This window comes from Lentzea sp. NPDC051213 (genome assembly GCF_044455585.1).
Taxonomy (GTDB): domain Bacteria; phylum Actinomycetota; class Actinomycetes; order Mycobacteriales; family Pseudonocardiaceae; genus Lentzea.
The window spans coordinates 604,406-619,516 of record NZ_JBITEX010000004.1 but is presented as its reverse complement, the minus strand read 5'-3'; the positions used below and the strand labels follow the sequence as shown (position 1 = coordinate 619,516).

13 protein-coding genes are annotated in these 15,111 nt (G+C 68.6%); 12 read left to right on the top strand and 1 reads right to left on the bottom strand.

Going from position 1 to position 15,111, the window contains the following annotated elements; all coding sequences use genetic code 11:
* Positions 1 to 494: 494 nt before the first annotated feature.
* Positions 495 to 2,132, bottom strand: a complete 1,638-nt coding sequence (locus ACIA8G_RS21200; protein ID WP_396420314.1) for a hypothetical protein — start codon at positions 2,130 to 2,132, stop codon at positions 495 to 497.
* A gap of 182 nt (positions 2,133 to 2,314) precedes the next feature.
* Between ACIA8G_RS21200 and ACIA8G_RS21195 the strand changes: the two genes are divergently transcribed.
* The 12 genes from ACIA8G_RS21195 (at position 2,315) to ACIA8G_RS21140 (ending at position 14,636) form a co-directional block, all read left to right on the top strand.
* The gene (locus tag ACIA8G_RS21195) at positions 2,315 to 4,003 is read left to right on the top strand and encodes a S8 family peptidase (RefSeq protein ID WP_396420313.1); all 1,689 of its coding nucleotides are present in this window, start codon (positions 2,315 to 2,317) and stop codon (positions 4,001 to 4,003) included.
* On the top strand, positions 4,000 to 4,581 hold the full coding sequence (locus ACIA8G_RS21190) for an RNA polymerase sigma factor (protein WP_396420312.1): 582 nt from the start codon (positions 4,000 to 4,002) through the stop codon (positions 4,579 to 4,581). The genes ACIA8G_RS21195 and ACIA8G_RS21190 overlap by 4 nt, the downstream gene beginning before the upstream one ends.
* On the top strand, positions 4,568 to 5,032 hold the full coding sequence (locus ACIA8G_RS21185; RefSeq protein WP_396420311.1) for a hypothetical protein: 465 nt from the start codon (positions 4,568 to 4,570) through the stop codon (positions 5,030 to 5,032). Before ACIA8G_RS21190 ends, ACIA8G_RS21185 begins: the two co-directional genes overlap by 14 nt.
* A gap of 8 nt (positions 5,033 to 5,040) precedes the next feature.
* The gene (locus tag ACIA8G_RS21180; protein ID WP_396420310.1) at positions 5,041 to 7,542 is read left to right on the top strand and encodes a CHAT domain-containing protein; all 2,502 of its coding nucleotides are present in this window, start codon (positions 5,041 to 5,043) and stop codon (positions 7,540 to 7,542) included.
* A gap of 143 nt (positions 7,543 to 7,685) precedes the next feature.
* Positions 7,686 to 8,243, top strand: coding sequence for a hypothetical protein (locus ACIA8G_RS21175; protein ID WP_396420309.1), 558 nt, complete (start codon positions 7,686 to 7,688; stop codon positions 8,241 to 8,243).
* A gap of 131 nt (positions 8,244 to 8,374) precedes the next feature.
* On the top strand, positions 8,375 to 9,343 hold the full coding sequence (locus ACIA8G_RS21170; RefSeq protein ID WP_396420308.1) for a sensor histidine kinase: 969 nt from the start codon (positions 8,375 to 8,377) through the stop codon (positions 9,341 to 9,343).
* Complete coding sequence (locus tag ACIA8G_RS21165; RefSeq protein WP_396420307.1) at positions 9,340 to 9,963, top strand: response regulator; 624 nt, start codon at positions 9,340 to 9,342, stop codon at positions 9,961 to 9,963. The genes ACIA8G_RS21170 and ACIA8G_RS21165 overlap by 4 nt, the downstream gene beginning before the upstream one ends.
* Positions 9,964 to 10,109: 146 nt before the next feature.
* The gene (locus ACIA8G_RS21160) at positions 10,110 to 11,912 is read left to right on the top strand and encodes a PPC domain-containing protein (RefSeq protein ID WP_396420306.1); all 1,803 of its coding nucleotides are present in this window, start codon (positions 10,110 to 10,112) and stop codon (positions 11,910 to 11,912) included.
* Between the two features lie 89 nt (positions 11,913 to 12,001).
* Positions 12,002 to 13,354, top strand: coding sequence for a TolB family protein (locus ACIA8G_RS21155; protein WP_396420305.1), 1,353 nt, complete (start codon positions 12,002 to 12,004; stop codon positions 13,352 to 13,354).
* Between the two features lie 70 nt (positions 13,355 to 13,424).
* Entirely contained in the window at positions 13,425 to 13,826 is a 402-nt protein-coding gene (locus ACIA8G_RS21150; RefSeq protein WP_396420304.1) for a hypothetical protein, read from the top strand.
* The gene (locus ACIA8G_RS21145) at positions 13,810 to 13,983 is read left to right on the top strand and encodes a hypothetical protein (protein ID WP_396420303.1); all 174 of its coding nucleotides are present in this window, start codon (positions 13,810 to 13,812) and stop codon (positions 13,981 to 13,983) included. Before ACIA8G_RS21150 ends, ACIA8G_RS21145 begins: the two co-directional genes overlap by 17 nt.
* The gene (locus ACIA8G_RS21140; RefSeq protein WP_396420301.1) at positions 13,980 to 14,636 is read left to right on the top strand and encodes an SUKH-4 family immunity protein; all 657 of its coding nucleotides are present in this window, start codon (positions 13,980 to 13,982) and stop codon (positions 14,634 to 14,636) included. Before ACIA8G_RS21145 ends, ACIA8G_RS21140 begins: the two co-directional genes overlap by 4 nt.
* Positions 14,637 to 15,111: the final 475 nt, after the last annotated feature.

Below are 15,111 nucleotides of genomic sequence, written 5' to 3'. Positions count from 1 at the left end.
TGTCGGTGGGTGCCCGCCCTGGGGGTGCGGGCACCGGAAGTCCACCTCACGCGTGACAACCCTGGAGCCATCTGCCACCGGCAGGGCTCGTCCACGTGAGGTGAGGAAGGTCGCGGCGCCACGAACCCCGCCGGGCCTGCTGAAGGGGCATCACCTCCCCAGGGTGGTGCCCCTTCGGCTTCTGGTTCGCGGTACCGGAGCCCGCCGTGGGTAGGGTGCGGTGAGGCCGCGTAGCCGATCGGGGGACCTGTTCGTGAGCCGTGCGCACGTCGCCGAAGAGTGGATCACCCGGACGTTGCCAGGAAGTACTGGGCGGAGGCCGCCGGCACCTATCCCGCTGTGACGTGGGCATGAAACAGCACAGCGGAACCAATTGACACCGTTCCCTCTGTGTCACAGGCCGTGGAACGTCGGTCTGAGTCCAACTGGGACAGTTCGAGCGCGGCGGTGAACACGAACTCGTTGGTGAGCGACCGGTCGGCCGCCCACCAGGCCTACTCCTCGCGCCGGCGTTCGTCGAGCGCGCCACCGAACCCGGCGAGCTCTTCCTGTTGCGTTGCGGCGAACCGCTGGAACAACCGCCCGGCCTGCCGCAGGTGCGGACCCGCGAGCTCGGCCAGGTCGGCCTCCGCCGCTCGCTTGGAGGTCTCCTCGTCGAGGTGGGGGAACGCCGTTGCGAGAGCGAGTACCGCGGCCCCGAGCGTCGTGTCGAGCAGCAACTCGCCGTGCATCCCGCTCAGGAACTGGGGCGGAGGTGGGGGCAGTGGTGGCACGGGCCGCGGCTGGCGCGGGAACCACGGGTCCAGCACCGGCCACAGGTCCGGGGAGATCCGCGGCAGGGCGGGACGGACCAGGTGGTCGAGACCCCACCCGCGGACCGTGCACTGCGACGCCACCCGGCCGAGTGCGTCGCGCGCCTCGCCGCCCACGCGCAGCAGTTCACCGATGTCGAGGTGTTCCGGTCCGCCCAGGTAGTGGGGGCGCAGGTCCATGGCGATCTGGTGGTGCCAGCGCACCCACCACACGGCCCGCCACCACATGCATCGCTGGGACGCTGGGCGGGCCAGCCACACCGCGATGTTGCGGAAGTAGGACTTGATGTCCTCGAACGCGGCCTTCCCCGCGTCGGACGCGAGGAAGCCCTTGCCCTTGACCGGGTCGGCGCTGCCGAGCACGCCGATGAGGTTGATGTCGAAGAAGTGGTGCCAGGTGGCGTCCACGACGACACGGCCGACGCCCGCCCGGAAGCCGTCGTACGCGCCGATCGCGCCGAAGAAGGCCGAGTCGACGACCCCCTTGTGCACGTCGTCCACGTGACCGCACTGCGCAGAGGTCGCGATCACCTCGGGTGCGATGCCCCCGGGATACTCGGTCGTCTGGTAGCCGTCGAACGTGAACGTGGCCGACAGGTCGGCGGGTACGTAGCACTCGCCCTCGTGCGGGTGGTCCGGCAACACGGTGATCACGCCGCGCGGACCGCACAGCAGCGGGTGCGGATGACTGCGGTGCCAGTAACGGTTCCACGGCCACGACCGGTACAGCTTCGGGCAGATCCGCTGCGGCACGTCGTCGGACTGGTCGTCGAACTGGATGCCCGCGTCACGACCGGGACTGAGCGTGTCGCGCCGGTCCGGCCCGTCGACCTTCGGTGCCACCGGTTCGCCGTTCGGTCCTGGAGATGGCCAGTGCCACTTGCGCATGCTGCGCACTCGGGGAACTCGGCCGCACATCTTCACGCCGAGGTCCTCGTGGTCGCCGGTCGCGAACACACCACCGCCGCCGTCCATGAACTGGGCGATCGCGCGTAGCTCAGACTCGGACAACTCCTCGCCGCTGCGCAGCACGGCGATCATCCAGATCTGGTCGTACTGCGACAGGTCCACCGAGTCGAACCGGAACGCAGGCGGTGACCCGCCGGCGCCGCGATGTTTCGTCGTCACGTCGAATCGCACCCATGGGCCCGGCGGCTGGGCCAGCGCGTCGAGCAGGGCGCTGAGTCCGAAGTCGGCTCGGCCGAACGAGCCGCCGCCATCGGTCACCATCAGGATCTTCACCCGGCACGGGGGCAGGTGGAATGAGAGTGCCGCCCCAAGATCGTCGGGTTGTCGTTCCAGCACTTGCTGTTCGGACATTATTCCTCCACTGTGGACATACAGGCGTGGTGCCCGTGTTTCCAGGTGCGTGGCGGCCGATCGTCAGATACATAGGCCACACAAGGAAATCCGTGTCCGGTTCGTGACTTTCCCGTGCATCTGCGCCGTATCCGCAACGCTCTCGTCCATGCGGGCGATAAGTCGTACGGAGAGGAACCACCATGCCGAACCAGTTCGTGTGGGTGCGTGAGAACCGTCCTGTCCCAGAGGACCGTCAGGGTGAGCCGTCGCCCTGGCCGGTGGAGTTGCTGAACCGGCACGGGTTGCGTGAGCTCAAACCCGCCGAGGCGGTCCCCGATCCCCGGCCGGACATCGGGCCACTGCGTTCGACCGTCTACCGGGCCGCGACGCTGCTGATCCCGGACCGGCTTTTCCGGCAGGGAGCCGAGGCGACGCTCCAGAAGATCAATGAAGTGCTGGGCGACGCCTTCGGGGACCTGGTGCCGCCGAAACGACTCACCACCATCGACCTCCTGGTCGAGCCGATCCACCCGTACCTGGACGTGCTGGCCGACCTGCCACGCCCGGCAGTGCTCGTTGCCGCCGACGACCAGCCGGCTCCGGACGCGTGGGTCGCGCTGCAGCGGATCCGCCGAGCCGTGCTGAACGGGGCGTTCGACCAACTGCCCGAGGCCGCCGCGGTCGCGGAGATCTCGCTGGAGCACGCGTTCTTCGGTGCGATGTACGGACCGGGACCGAACGGCGAGCCGCACACCGGTGGCCCGAAGGGTGTGCGTGACGATGTGGCGGTCGCACTGCGCTCCGGTTATGGGCGCAGGCCCGTGGCGTTCCTCGGCAGTCCTCCCGAGCGTCCCGAACCGAGAGGCGGCAAGCGGAGGCCTGTGGTCGCGGTGCTCGACACCGGGCACGGCAGCTGCTCCTGGTTCGGCACCACGCCGCAGGACAAGGCCCTGCCCGCAGATGGTTTCCTGCGCACCTTCGGGGTCACCCAGCAGTTGATCCTGGCCCAGGAGCAGCAGGTCAAGAACCTGATCCGCACGCAGGTGCTGATGCAGGACTGGGAGGAGCCCCTGTACGCCGACGGCATCGGCCAGGTGCTCGCCTCCGCCACCGGGCACGGCTCGTTCATCGCCGGCCTGATCCGGCAGCACGCGCCTGGCGCGGACGTCGTCTCGATCAGGGTGCTGCAGCCGGACAACCTCGGCTACGAGTCGGACATCCTGCTGGCCCTGTACATGTTGCTGGCCAAGCTGCGGACGTCCCGCGGGAACCTTGGGGGCGACAACACCGGGCTCGTCGACGTGATCTCGCTGTCGCTCGGCTACTACGCGGAGAACACGGACGAGAAGGACGCACGCATCACCAAGGTGCTGCGGGCGTTGTCGGACGAGGGTGTGGTGACCGTCGCGGCCGCGGGCAACGACGCGTCGGCGCGTCCGTTCCTGCCAGCCGCGCTGGCATTCCCGTCGCGGGAGGACTGGATCGGACCCGAGCTCGTCGGGTGCGGGGCGTTGAACCCCAACGGTTCCGTCGCGTGGTTCAGCAACACCGGACCGAACGCGAGCGTCCTCGCCATCGGTGCCAATGTCGTCAGCACGTTCCCCGATGACGTGCGGGGATCGTTCAACCCGGCGGGATCGGGCCCGGACGGCCGCGAGGGCATGGATCCCGACGACTACTCGTCGGGCTTCGCGACCTGGTCGGGTACGTCGTTCTCCGCCCCGATCGTCGCCGCGGAGATCGCGAACGGGCTGATCGATACCGCTGAGGCCAAGCCGAGGCTGTCACTGGACCAACTCGGACAGGACGTGTCGGTCAAGAGAGCGAGGAAGGCTGTTCGGCGGCTGCGCAGGTCGGCGGCCCGTGCCAAGAAGGCGAGGCGGTGGTGACCGGCGGCTCGACCGGCACCCGGATGGGCGAGCTGCTCGAGGCCGCGCGTTCCGGGCACCGGGCGAGTCTCGACGAGCTCGTCCGCGAGCTGACCCCGTTGCTGTGGCACGTAGCCCGAGCGCAGGGCATCGACCGCAGCTCGGCGTCGGACGTCGTGCAGAACACCTGGCTGAAGTTGCTCACCTCGTGGGATGACATCCGGTCACCCCAGGCCCTCGTCAGCTGGCTGATCACGGTCGCGAAGCGCGACGCCTGGCGCATGCGCCGCTCGCACGCGCCGGAGGACCTCGTGGACGGCGAGACGTTCGAGGGACTGGTCGACCAGCTACCCACACCGGAAGAACGCGTGGTGGCGGAGTCGGCGAACCGGGAGCTGTGGGCGACGATCGACCTCCTCCCGGTTCGGTGCAGGCAATTGCTGCGGATCATGGCGTTCACCCCTCGGCCGAACTACGCCGAGATCAGCGCGGAGCTGGGTGTGCCGCGCGGCACGATCGGACCGACCCGCGGCCGGTGCATGGCGAAGCTGCGCACCTTGCTCGCGGAGGAAGGCGGCGAGGGCGATGAACGGCGGTGACCCGAACGGCCGGCTCGACGAGCTGGACGCGGTGGTGCTCGGCAACGTCCGTGAGATGTGGCAGGCGATCGATCCGGTGCCGCGCGACCTGCTCGGTCTGATCGACGTCGCGCTCGACCTCGCCGGTCCAGGCGCGGAGTTCCTCCGTGCGAGCACCCGGCAGGAGCTCGTCGCCGTGCGAGGAGGTGAACGGGCCGAGCTGATCACGTTCGACGGAGCGACGACGACCTTGATGGTCAACATCACCGCGAACGCCGACGGCACGGTCCGGATCGATGGCTGGCTGACCCCGCCGGTGAGCAGGCAGGTCGACCTCCGCATGACAACGGGCACGGTGTCGGTCACCTCGGACGACGGCGGAAGGTTCGCATTCGACGGCGTTGCGCGCGGACTGGCTCAGCTGCACGTGCACGTCGGCGGGGGCGTCACAACACCGTCGATCGTCTTGTAGGCGACGGCATGACAGCTGCGGTCGAGCGCGTGCGCGAGCTCCACGTCCGTGGGGTGAACGCGGTCGCCGGCGGACGGCCGGGCGAAGGTGCCCGGCTGCTCCGCGCGGGACTGCGCCTGGTCGCGAAGCTGCCCGGCGAGGGCGCGCTCGCCGGGCGGCTGCTGATCAGTCTGGCCGGGGCGGAGGTGTGGCGCGGCAACACCGAACTCGGTGTCGCGCTGCTCGACGAGGCGGCGGGCCGGGTCGCGCCGGAAGATCGTGGCATCCTCGCCGACCAGCACGGCTGGGTGCTGATGTACGTGGGCAGGCTCGACGAGGCCCTCCGGTGCATCGACGAGGCGATACCGCTGCTGGAGAGCGCCGACGACCCGCTGAACCTGGTGAAGGCTCTGGTGAACAGGGCGATGGTGCACGAGCTGTCCGGACGGGTGCGACAGTGCCGCACCGATCTTGAGAGGTGCGAGGAACTGGCGCGGGCGGCCGGTCTGGGTCGCCCGCTGGCCAAGGTGTGGCTGAACCGCGGCTACTGCGAGTGGCTCGCGGGCGACATCCCTGCCGCGCTGCGCGCCTACGAGGCGGCCGAGGCGGGGCTGGCCGAGCACGCACCCGGCATTCTGCCGGTGCTGGCGATGGACAAGGCGCGGGTACTGCTGAGCTCGGGACTCGCCACCGAAGCCGTGCGGGAGCTGGACAGCGCACTCGGGGAGTTGGCCGCGGCGCGCTCCAGCCACGAGCTGGCCGAGGCCGAGCTGATCCGGGCGCACGCGGCGCTGGCGCTGGGTGATCACACCGGCGCCCGGCGGTGGGCACGCCAGGCGGAACGGCGCTTCCGCAGGCGTGGCAACGCGACGTGGACCGGAGTCGCCGTGCTGACCCGGCTGCGGGCGGACTTCGCCGAGGGCAGGTCACCGCGTGCGGTGACGGCGCGAGCGGAGTCACTGGCCACCATGTTGGTCAGGCTGGGCCTGCGGCACGACGCCGAGGTCGCCGCTCTGCTCGCGGCTCGGGCGGCAGTGCGGTCGGGGGACGTGGTGCGGGCGCGTGGGTTCCTCGCCCGGCACCGGACGCGAAATCCGTTGCTGGAGAACAGGTTGTCGCGCCGGCTCGCCGCGGCGGAGCTGTCGGACGCGACCGGTGGGAGTGCCGAGGTGGGTGCGCAGGCCCGCGCCGGACTCGCGTTGCTGAAGGACTACCGCGGCCGGCTCGGCAGCGTGGACCTGCGGACCGGTGCGGCCGCACTGGGCATGGACCTCGCCCGGATCGGACTGGCTGCCTCGCTGCGAACGGGCCGTCCGCACCAGGTGTTCGGCTGGCTGGAGCGGACCAGGGCGCAGGCGTTCCAGGTCAAGCCGGTGCGGCCGCCTGCGGATCCGGCGATCACGGATGCGGTCGCGGCGCTGCGTCAGGCCGCGGTGGCCGCCCGCACCGCCGAGCTGGCCGGCAGGCCGGACCCGGTGGCCCGGCGGCGCTGCGCCGAGTTGGAGCGGGCGATCCGCTCGCGGGACTGGCAGGTCGACGGTTCAGGCCAGCATTTCGCTGAGGCACGGTTCGGCGAGGTCGTCGAGGCACTCGGCGAAGAGCGCGCGGTGCTCGCGAGCTTCTTCACCGACGGCGCGGACCTCGGCGCTCTCGTGGTGGCGGACGGGACCGCGGAACTGGTGCCGCTCGGTGTCCTGCCGGTGGTGGCGGAAGCCATCGCACGGCTCCGCAGCGATCTCGACGCGACGTGCGGCCGAACGCTGCCCGCACCGCTTGCCGAGGTGGTGCGCGCCTCGGCCGCGCACCAGATCGCCGTGCTCGCCGACAACCTCGTGAAACCGCTGCGCAGACACCTCGGCGACCGGGAGCTCGTCGTGGTACCGACCGGACCTCTGTCCGCCGTGCCGTGGAACCTGCTGCCCGGTCTGCGCCGGCGGCCGGTCACCGTGGCGGTCTCAGCGTCGGCGTGGACGCAGACCATGCGGCGCCCGGCCGGTCCGGCCGGCGTTCCGCTGCTGGTCGCGGGACCAGAGCTCGAGTACGCGGAGGACGAGGTGCGCAAGATCGCCGAGGTGTTCGCGGCCAGCACCGTGCTCAGCGGGCCTGACGCCACGGTCCGCTCGGTGCTCGGCGCGCTCGACGGCAGGCGGAGCGTGCACATCGCAGCGCACGGTCACCACGAGCCGGGCAACTACTTCTTCTCCCGCATCGACCTTTTCGACGGACCGCTGATGGCCTACGACATCCATCGGCTCGGCACGGTGCCCGAGCACGTCGTGCTGTCGTCGTGCGACATCGGCCGGACGGTCGTGCGGACCGGCGACGAGATGCTCGGGTTCACCGCCGCGTTGCTCTACAGCGGAACCCGGACCGTGATCGCCGCCGTGGCTCGCATGCCCGACGAGACCGCGCTGAGCGTCATGACGGCGTACCAGGAGATGCGGGCCTGCGGCGTGCGACCCGCCGCCGCGCTGGCCGAGGCGACCGCTGCCGCACCCGCGGTCCCGCTGGTCTGCTTCGGGTGCGGGTGATCGCGGCACCGTCGCCCTCGCCGGTTCGGTCGCGGGCGCGACCTGCACGTGCCGATCGGCACCCCTCACGGCATGACCTTTGACGCCCGAACTGGCCGGCGGAGACTTCGGAACACGGTGACCGCACTCCTAGCGTCGGCAGCGTGACGGACAACAAGATCTTCTTACCCAGGTTCGGTGCGGTGTGCGGGGTAATCCTCGCCCTGTCCATCGGGGTGCCCGGTGCCATCGAGGCGTTCACCGGCGAGACGGCGGCGACCAGTCTGGTGATCGGGCTGGGGACGGTATTCGGGGCGCCCGCGGTCGTTGCGTTCCACGGGCACCAGGCGCACGCGTCAGGCAGGTTCGGGGCGTTCGCTTACGCGGCGAACATGCTCGGGCTGGGGTTGTTCACCGGGGTGGCGTTCGCGCTGAACCTGGTGATCTTCTTCCAGGATCAGGTGGCGCCGCTGACGTCGGTGGTGCTGAAGGTGGCGTCGCTGGTCTTCGTGCTCGGCACCGTGTTGTTCGGGGTGTCGATGGTGCGGGCCAAGGTGTTCCCCGCGGTGCCGGCTTGGGGGTACGGGATCAGCTTCACGTTGCTGGCGGTGTTCGCGGCGTTGCCGGACACGCCGTGGTCCGCGCTGCTGCACGTCGTTTGCGCGGCGGTGCTGGTGTGGCTGTCGGCGGCGGTGTGGCCGGCTCGTTCGGCATTAGCCTGAGCGGCATGCACACCTCGCGACCGGCGCCCTGGGTCTCGCCTGTGTTGTGCGCTGCCGTGTTGATTGCGGGGGTATACGCAGCGGTCTCCGGGCTTGGCACCACGCGGCTGCCGCTGTTGGTGGGTGGGCTGGTGGTGCTCGTGGCCCTGGACCTGGCCGAGTTCCGCCGGTACCCCGTGCGCACGCCCAAGCCGGTGGCGGTGGGGTTGTTGGTCATCAGGGCTGCTTTGTACGTGGGGATTGCCTACGTGGACGGATCCGGGTTGGCGCGGGTGTTGTTGTTGCTCGTGCCGTTCACCGCGTACTTCGCGTTCGGGCAGGGTGTGGCGGTCGGGTTGGCTGCGGTGTGTTTGGCGGTGGCGGTGGTCAGCACTCCGGACTGGTACGCCCACGTCGAGCAGGTGTCGGACCTGGTGATGTTCACCGTCGGGCTGGTGCTCACCATCGCGATGGCCGCGGTGGCGGTGCGCGAGCGTGACGGGCGGATCCGGTTGCAGGAGTCGCATCGCACTGTGGCGGAGCTGTCGGCGGCGGCGGAGCGGGCCAGGGTGGCGAGGGATCTGCACGACGACCTCGGGCACCACCTGACCGCGATCGTGGTGTTGCTGGAGAAGGCCTCCGCGTTCCACGACCGCGAACCCGACACCTCGAAGGCCGCCGTCCTCGACGCCGAGCGGTCGGCGCGGCGGGCGTTGGGCGAGGTGCGGGAGTCGGTGCGCTCGCTGCGTTCGTTCCACCTGCTGGCCGCCCTCGACGAACTGGTCGCCGGCCAGGGCGACGTCACCCTCACGGTCAGCGGCTCGCCCGACGGCCACGCCACCGGCGCCCTGCACGCGCTGTACCGGGCCGCGCAGGAGGGCATCACCAACTCGCGCAGGCACGCCGCCGCCACGCGCATCGACGTCGAGGTCGACCTCGACGGCGAGCGGGCCCGGCTGACCGTGGCCGACGACGGGCGCGGCATGGGTGCGGCGGCAGAGGGGTTCGGGTTGCTCGGGATGCGGGAGCGTGTCGCGCTGGCCGGTGGGCGGGTCGATCTCGCCGGCACGTCGTCCGGCACGAGGCTGACCGTCACGATCCCGACGGCGGGTACCGCATGACCACGGTGTTGGTTGTTGACGATCAGCGGCTGATCCGCGAGGGCATCGCGTCGTTGCTGGGCCTGCAGCCCGGTATCGAGGTCGTCGGTACCGCCGCCGACGGGCACGAGGCCGTGGAGCAGGCGGTGACGCTGGCTCCCGACGTGGTGCTGATGGACGTGCGGATGCCGGGGATCGACGGGGTCGAGGCGGTCGCGTTGCTGCGCAGGCGCGCTCCTTCCTGCCGGGTGGTCATGCTGACCACGTTCGACGACGAGGACTACGTGGTGCGCTCGTTGCGCGCGGGCGCGACCGGATACCTGCTCAAGGATCTGCCGTCGCAGGAGCTGGCCGCGGCGGTCAAGCTCGCGGCGGCGGGTGTGGCCCAGTTCGATCCGGCCGCCGCGGCCCGGCTGGCGGCGGTGCTGGACCGGTCCGGCGGCCATCACGAGCCGTTGACCGTGCGCGAGGTCGAGGTGCTGCGGCTGGTCGCGGCCGGGGCCACCAACCGGGAGATCGCCGAGCGCCTCTACCTGTCGGAGGGCACGGTGAAGAACCACATCTCCCGCATCCTCGGCAGGCTCGGGCTCCGCGACCGCACCCAGGCCGCCCTCTATGCCCAGTCGCATGGACTGGTGTGACTTAGTCCGATGTGGACGAACTGGTCATCAGACTAAAGTGCTGACAATCGGACAAAGATGTTGGTGTGCTTGACACTGCGCTGACCACCATGTGATCGCGAGAGCGTTTCCACGAATGGGCGTGACGACTCATCGGGGAGGAACTCATGCGCGGGATTCTCGCTGTGCTGACGGCCGGATTGCTTGCGATGTCCGGCACGGCACCAGTTCAGGCGGCCGAAGCCGCGCCCGCTGTGCGTTTCGATCCACTGCTGGCGTTGCTGCCGGTGGGAGCGCCTGTCAACACCGCGCAGGCGGACGCCGACCGCGCGGAGAAGGGCAAGATCCGTGCGGCTCAACAGGTTTCCGCCACGGCGGCGGCGAAGACCTACGCGGAGAAGGAGCCGGTCGGCAAGTCCGGTCTGAACGACGCGGTGACCACAGCGGAGTCGCTGCTCGGATTCGGGAGCTCACCTGGCCGGAATCCGAAGGCGGTGATCACCGGGGACCTGGCGCTGGGCAACGTTCCCAAGCTGCCCCAGGCGCCGGAGGACAACGGCGCGATTCCGCTGGCCGCGGACATCGGCACGCACAAGATCGTCGAAATTCCCGGCGTGATCGGCGACGGCCCGCACGGCAGCACCGGCGACGGCAAAGGGGACTTCGACTTCTACAAAGTCCCCGTCGCGGCGGCCGGCACGTCCCTGTCCGTCGACGTCACCGCGGCGGGCGGCCTCAACGCGGTCGTGATCATGTTCACGCCCACCGGCAGCGGGTTCGTCTACATGGACGATCCCACGAGCGGGAACGTCACCGGAACCGTGTCGCTGCCGTTCGCCGGGGACTGGCACGTGATGGTGTCGGGCTGGGGCACCCTGCCGAGTGACCCGACGGATCCCGCGAGCGGGGGCGGGGTGGGCTCGGAAGGCCCGTACAACCTGCGGCTGTCCAGTGGTCTCGACGGCGATCGGGATCTCTACTCGGTCGACCTGAAGGCCGGTGACGTGCTCGGCGCGACCGTCAACGGCAGCAGTCGCATGCTGTCCTTCCTCGACTCCGCCGGAACCGAGCTTCAGACCTCCAGCAACGACTTCAGCGGAAGCTACTCGGTGAACTCGCCGCTGCCAGGAGGGGGCAACGCGACGGTCGACCTCGTCGCGCCCAAGACCGGCAGGTACGTCGTGGCGGTCCGCAGCGGCGCCGGGCCGTACGAGATGAAGCTAGAGGTCTACCGGCCGGAGACCACGAGCGTTCAGACGCTGTTCCTCGACTTCGACGGCGCGCGGGTCAACACGTCGATCTTCGGCGCTGGCGGCGCCCAACGCGATCTCTCGCCGCTCAAAGCCTTCCTGGCCGGCTGGGGCCTCACCGCGGCCGATGAGAGCAAGCTGATCAACGCCGTGGTGGCCACGGTGAAGGAGAACTTCGCGCTGAGCAACCACGTCCGGAGCTCGGCCGTCCGAATCCTCAACAGCCGCGACCACGCCGACCCGTTCGGCCGCCCGAACGTCAGCCGGGTCGTCGTCGGCGGCAGCGTGGCCGAATCGGGGATCAGCACGATCGGCATCGCCCAGTCGATCGACCCGGGGAACCTCGGTCACGAGGAGACAGCGTTGCTGCTGCTCGACTACGTCAGCAGGCCGGCGCCGGATCCCAACTCCTTCAACACCTTCCTGGCACCGGGCGCGGACAAGATCGCGTTCATCGGCCGGGCGCTGGGCAACTACGTCTCCCACGAGGCGGGTCACTTCTCGGGCAGCTGGCACACCGACCAGACCAACGCCACCGCGAACCTGATGGACCAGGGCGGCAACCCGACGCAGATGGTCGGCGCGGGTCCGGACGGACTAGGCGGCAACGCCGACGACGTGGACGTGGACTTCACCACCGACGTCTACATCGCCCCGTTCACCGGGATCGAGGACACGCTCACCCGAACGGCGTGGGGGTACAGCCGCCGAGGGAACTAAGCACGACTCCACCGTGATCATCTCCGTCCCGCCCTGAGCTACTTTCCGCCCGCGGTCCGCCATCGTGGCGGCTGGGCGAGAGGGTGACGATGAGACGGTTGTGGACAGCGGGCGTGGTGCTGAGCCTGGCGGGGGCGCTGACGGGCGTCGCGCACGCCAACGAGGCGCCGAACCGGATCTCGGTCGCCGCGGACGGCGCGCAAGGCGACCGGGAGAGCCGGAACTCCTCGCTCAGCGCGGACGGCCGCTACGTCGCCTTCGACTCGGACGCCACCAACCTGGTGCCCGGCGACACGAACGACCGCACCGACGTGTTCGTGCGCGACCGGCAGACGGGAACGACGACCCGCGTATCGGTCGCCACCGACGGGTCTCAGGGTGTCGACACCGGCCCGTGGCCCAATCCGTACTCGTCGTATCCCACGATCAGCGCGGACGGCCGGTACGTCTCGTTCACGTCCCGCGCCTCGAACTTCGCGCCCGGCGACACCAACAGCTCGCCCGACGTCTTCGTGCACGACCGCCAGACCGGCACCACGACCAGGGTGTCCGTGGCGAGCGACGGCACCGAGGGCTTCGGCGGCGGCTTCTTTGCGGCCATGAGCCCGACCGGCCGGTACGTCACGTTCATCTCCGACTCGCCGAACCTGGTTCCCGGCGACACCAACCAGCTCCGCGACCTCTTCCTGCACGACCGGGAAACCGGTAGCACCACCAGGATCTCGGTGGCGAGCGACGGCACCCAGGCCAACGGCACCACCGACTACACGGTGTCGATGATCAGCGCGGACGGCCGCTTCGTCGCGTTCCGCTCGTGGGCGTCCAACCTCGTGCCCGGCGACACCAACCGCGCGTCGGACGTGTTCCTGCGCGACACGCTGCTGGGCGTGACCACGCGGATTTCTGTGGCGAGCGGCGGCGTTGAGGCCAACGAACTGTCCTACCAACCCTCGATGAGCACTGACGGTCGGTACATCGCGTTCGGTTCCGGTGCGTCGAACCTGGTTCCCGGTGACAACAATGGTGCTGCGGACGTGTTCCGCCACGACCGCGTGACCGGCACGACGATCCGGATCTCGCCGGCCTCGGCCACCTACGAGGGCTGGGTTCCCGACGGGTCGAAGGGGCCGGCGATCAGTGGGGACGGCCGGTTCGTCGCTTACTGGTCGGATGCGGTCGACATCGTTCCTGGTGACACGAACAAGACGGTCGACGTGTTTGTGCACGACGTTGACACCGGGGTCACCAGTCTGGTTTCTCGTACTCCGGATGGGACGCCGGCCAGTACTCCGTCCGGGTTCTGGACGTCGATCTCTGTGGCCATGAGTGCCGATGGGCAGTACATCGGGTTCAACTCGGGGGCCACGAATCTGGTGGACGGGGACACTAATGTTGTTGGGGACGTGTTCGTTTCGGGGAACCCTGTGAGCGGGCGTCGGTAGGACACCTCGGTCGGTTGACCTATAGTCACGCAATGGTCACACGTGGCCTTTCGAGACGTGGTTGAAAAGGATGATGGCGTTGAATGATGAGGCTGAAGAAGTTCCCGCCATGGTCCCACTGCTGGTCAAAATCGCGCAGTCGCCACGGATCGGGCTCTCGGTGCTCGAGGTGACCGGCGAGATGATCGCTGAAGATGCCCGCCTGAACATGTGGATTCTTGAGAGAAAGTCCAGCATCGGAGCCGTAGCGCTGTGGAACCTCGTGGGGCTGCGCAGCGAGGTCAAAGATGCAATTAATAGGGCATGGAACGAGCATGAGAACAGCGCGGACTCATCGGAACGGGTGCAGCGAACGGAGAACTTGCTCGCGGTATTCCGTTCCGGGCTAGATAGAATCCGGCAGGTAAGAGCTACCGGTGTCGTTGACTACGAGGATCCAGACATGCCGCCGGAGATTGCCGAACTCGGCTGACCTGCGTGGTACGTGGGCCGCAAGACCTTGGGGCAAGATCGGCAAGGTCATTCAGGCCGGGTTCAAGGCCCTCCGGGCGGTCAACGCGTTCGCCAAGGTTGTGGAGAAGTCGCGGGCGTTGTTGCGGCAGGTGGACCGGATCAAGGAGACGAGTTGAACCTTGCTGAGGCGCGTGCAGAGATCCTGAGGATCCTCGCTGCTGGCCTTGGTGAGCTGATCGAGGGGGAGTCGCCTGTGGCGGCTCCCCCGATCGCGCTGACCGGCTGGGAGATTCCTGAAGGTGACAGGGAGGCCCTGGGGCTCTATGGACTGCCTGGGGAGCGAAGCGATGAGCTGATGGGAGTTGTCGGGGAATTTCAAGATGGGGTAGCACCCGGCTTGGGGAGTGTAACTACCCGCTTCTATCGGATTGGAAACTTCGGGTCTGCGACCCTTGGCGCTGTGGCGGGTCTCGGCTCTGTTTTTGCCATGCCCGCAAATGCCCCAATTCACCCTCAACTTGCGCATCTCAGTGCTAATGAGCAAAAAGACGTGCTTGTCAACTCAAGTCTTTCGTCTTTCGTGGATTGTGCTTGGAGGTGGCATCGGCTTGTGGGCGTGCTCGCCGAGCAGGAGGTAGCGGCCGGGCAGGCTGAGGTGGCGGCGTGGCGGGCTGTGAAGGATGAATCGAAACGTGCAGCGATTCCAGATTTCTATGGGGCATGTCTGGAGTTATCTCGAATGGTCCACGGGGATTTTGCGGGGCGGGACCCAGAAGCAATTTCTCCGGACGATTCGTTCTGGTCAGAGGTAATCCTCGACATCTTTTAGCTGATCCGAACGGTGACCTGGCGTGAGCACCGTGTTGCTGCTGATGAAACTGCGGCCTACTGCGATCTCTTCATTGGTGGGCCAGGCTTGCGTCATCGTGTGTCGACTGCCATCCTCGGTTGTGGCGGACTTGGTTGCAGGTGGGCTTCTGCTGAGGACCACTGGTCAGACGCAGGCGGTGTTTCATCCGGACTCATTTCCTATGATCAACCAGCACGCCTAGTGGTGCGGTCTCATTCCGGCTAAGTAAGTGGAGGAGCAATGTCGGACGCTGGGCCCTACGATGGGGCCACTGTTCGCGGCGTTCCGTTGCCGATTTGCGTGGCGGTTGGCGACTGGTGGCGCCGCAGATGGTGTTTGAGCACCGTGAATGCGACAGCGATAATCGGGTTTCCGATCCCGCCGCCGCCAGAAGAGATCGAACCTGACTCGCTTGTCGTGTCCTCTTGGTGGGATGGGGGCGGGCGGCTGTTTG

What these genes read in the sequence shown, in the direction of transcription:
- ACIA8G_RS21185 (WP_396420311.1), top strand. Translation starts at nt 4,568, where the DNA reads ATGAACGGCGGTGACCCGAACGGCCGGCTCGACGAGCTGGACGCGGTG.
- ACIA8G_RS21195 (WP_396420313.1), top strand. Translation starts at nt 2,315, where the DNA reads ATGCCGAACCAGTTCGTGTGGGTGCGTGAGAACCGTCCTGTCCCAGAG.
- ACIA8G_RS21200 (WP_396420314.1), bottom strand. Translation starts at nt 2,132, where the DNA reads ATGTCCGAACAGCAAGTGCTGGAACGACAACCCGACGATCTTGGGGCG.
- ACIA8G_RS21150 (WP_396420304.1), top strand. Translation starts at nt 13,425, where the DNA reads ATGATGGCGTTGAATGATGAGGCTGAAGAAGTTCCCGCCATGGTCCCA.
- ACIA8G_RS21160 (WP_396420306.1), top strand. Translation starts at nt 10,110, where the DNA reads ATGCGCGGGATTCTCGCTGTGCTGACGGCCGGATTGCTTGCGATGTCC.
- ACIA8G_RS21155 (WP_396420305.1), top strand. Translation starts at nt 12,002, where the DNA reads ATGAGACGGTTGTGGACAGCGGGCGTGGTGCTGAGCCTGGCGGGGGCG.
- ACIA8G_RS21165 (WP_396420307.1), top strand. Translation starts at nt 9,340, where the DNA reads ATGACCACGGTGTTGGTTGTTGACGATCAGCGGCTGATCCGCGAGGGC.
- ACIA8G_RS21180 (WP_396420310.1), top strand. Translation starts at nt 5,041, where the DNA reads ATGACAGCTGCGGTCGAGCGCGTGCGCGAGCTCCACGTCCGTGGGGTG.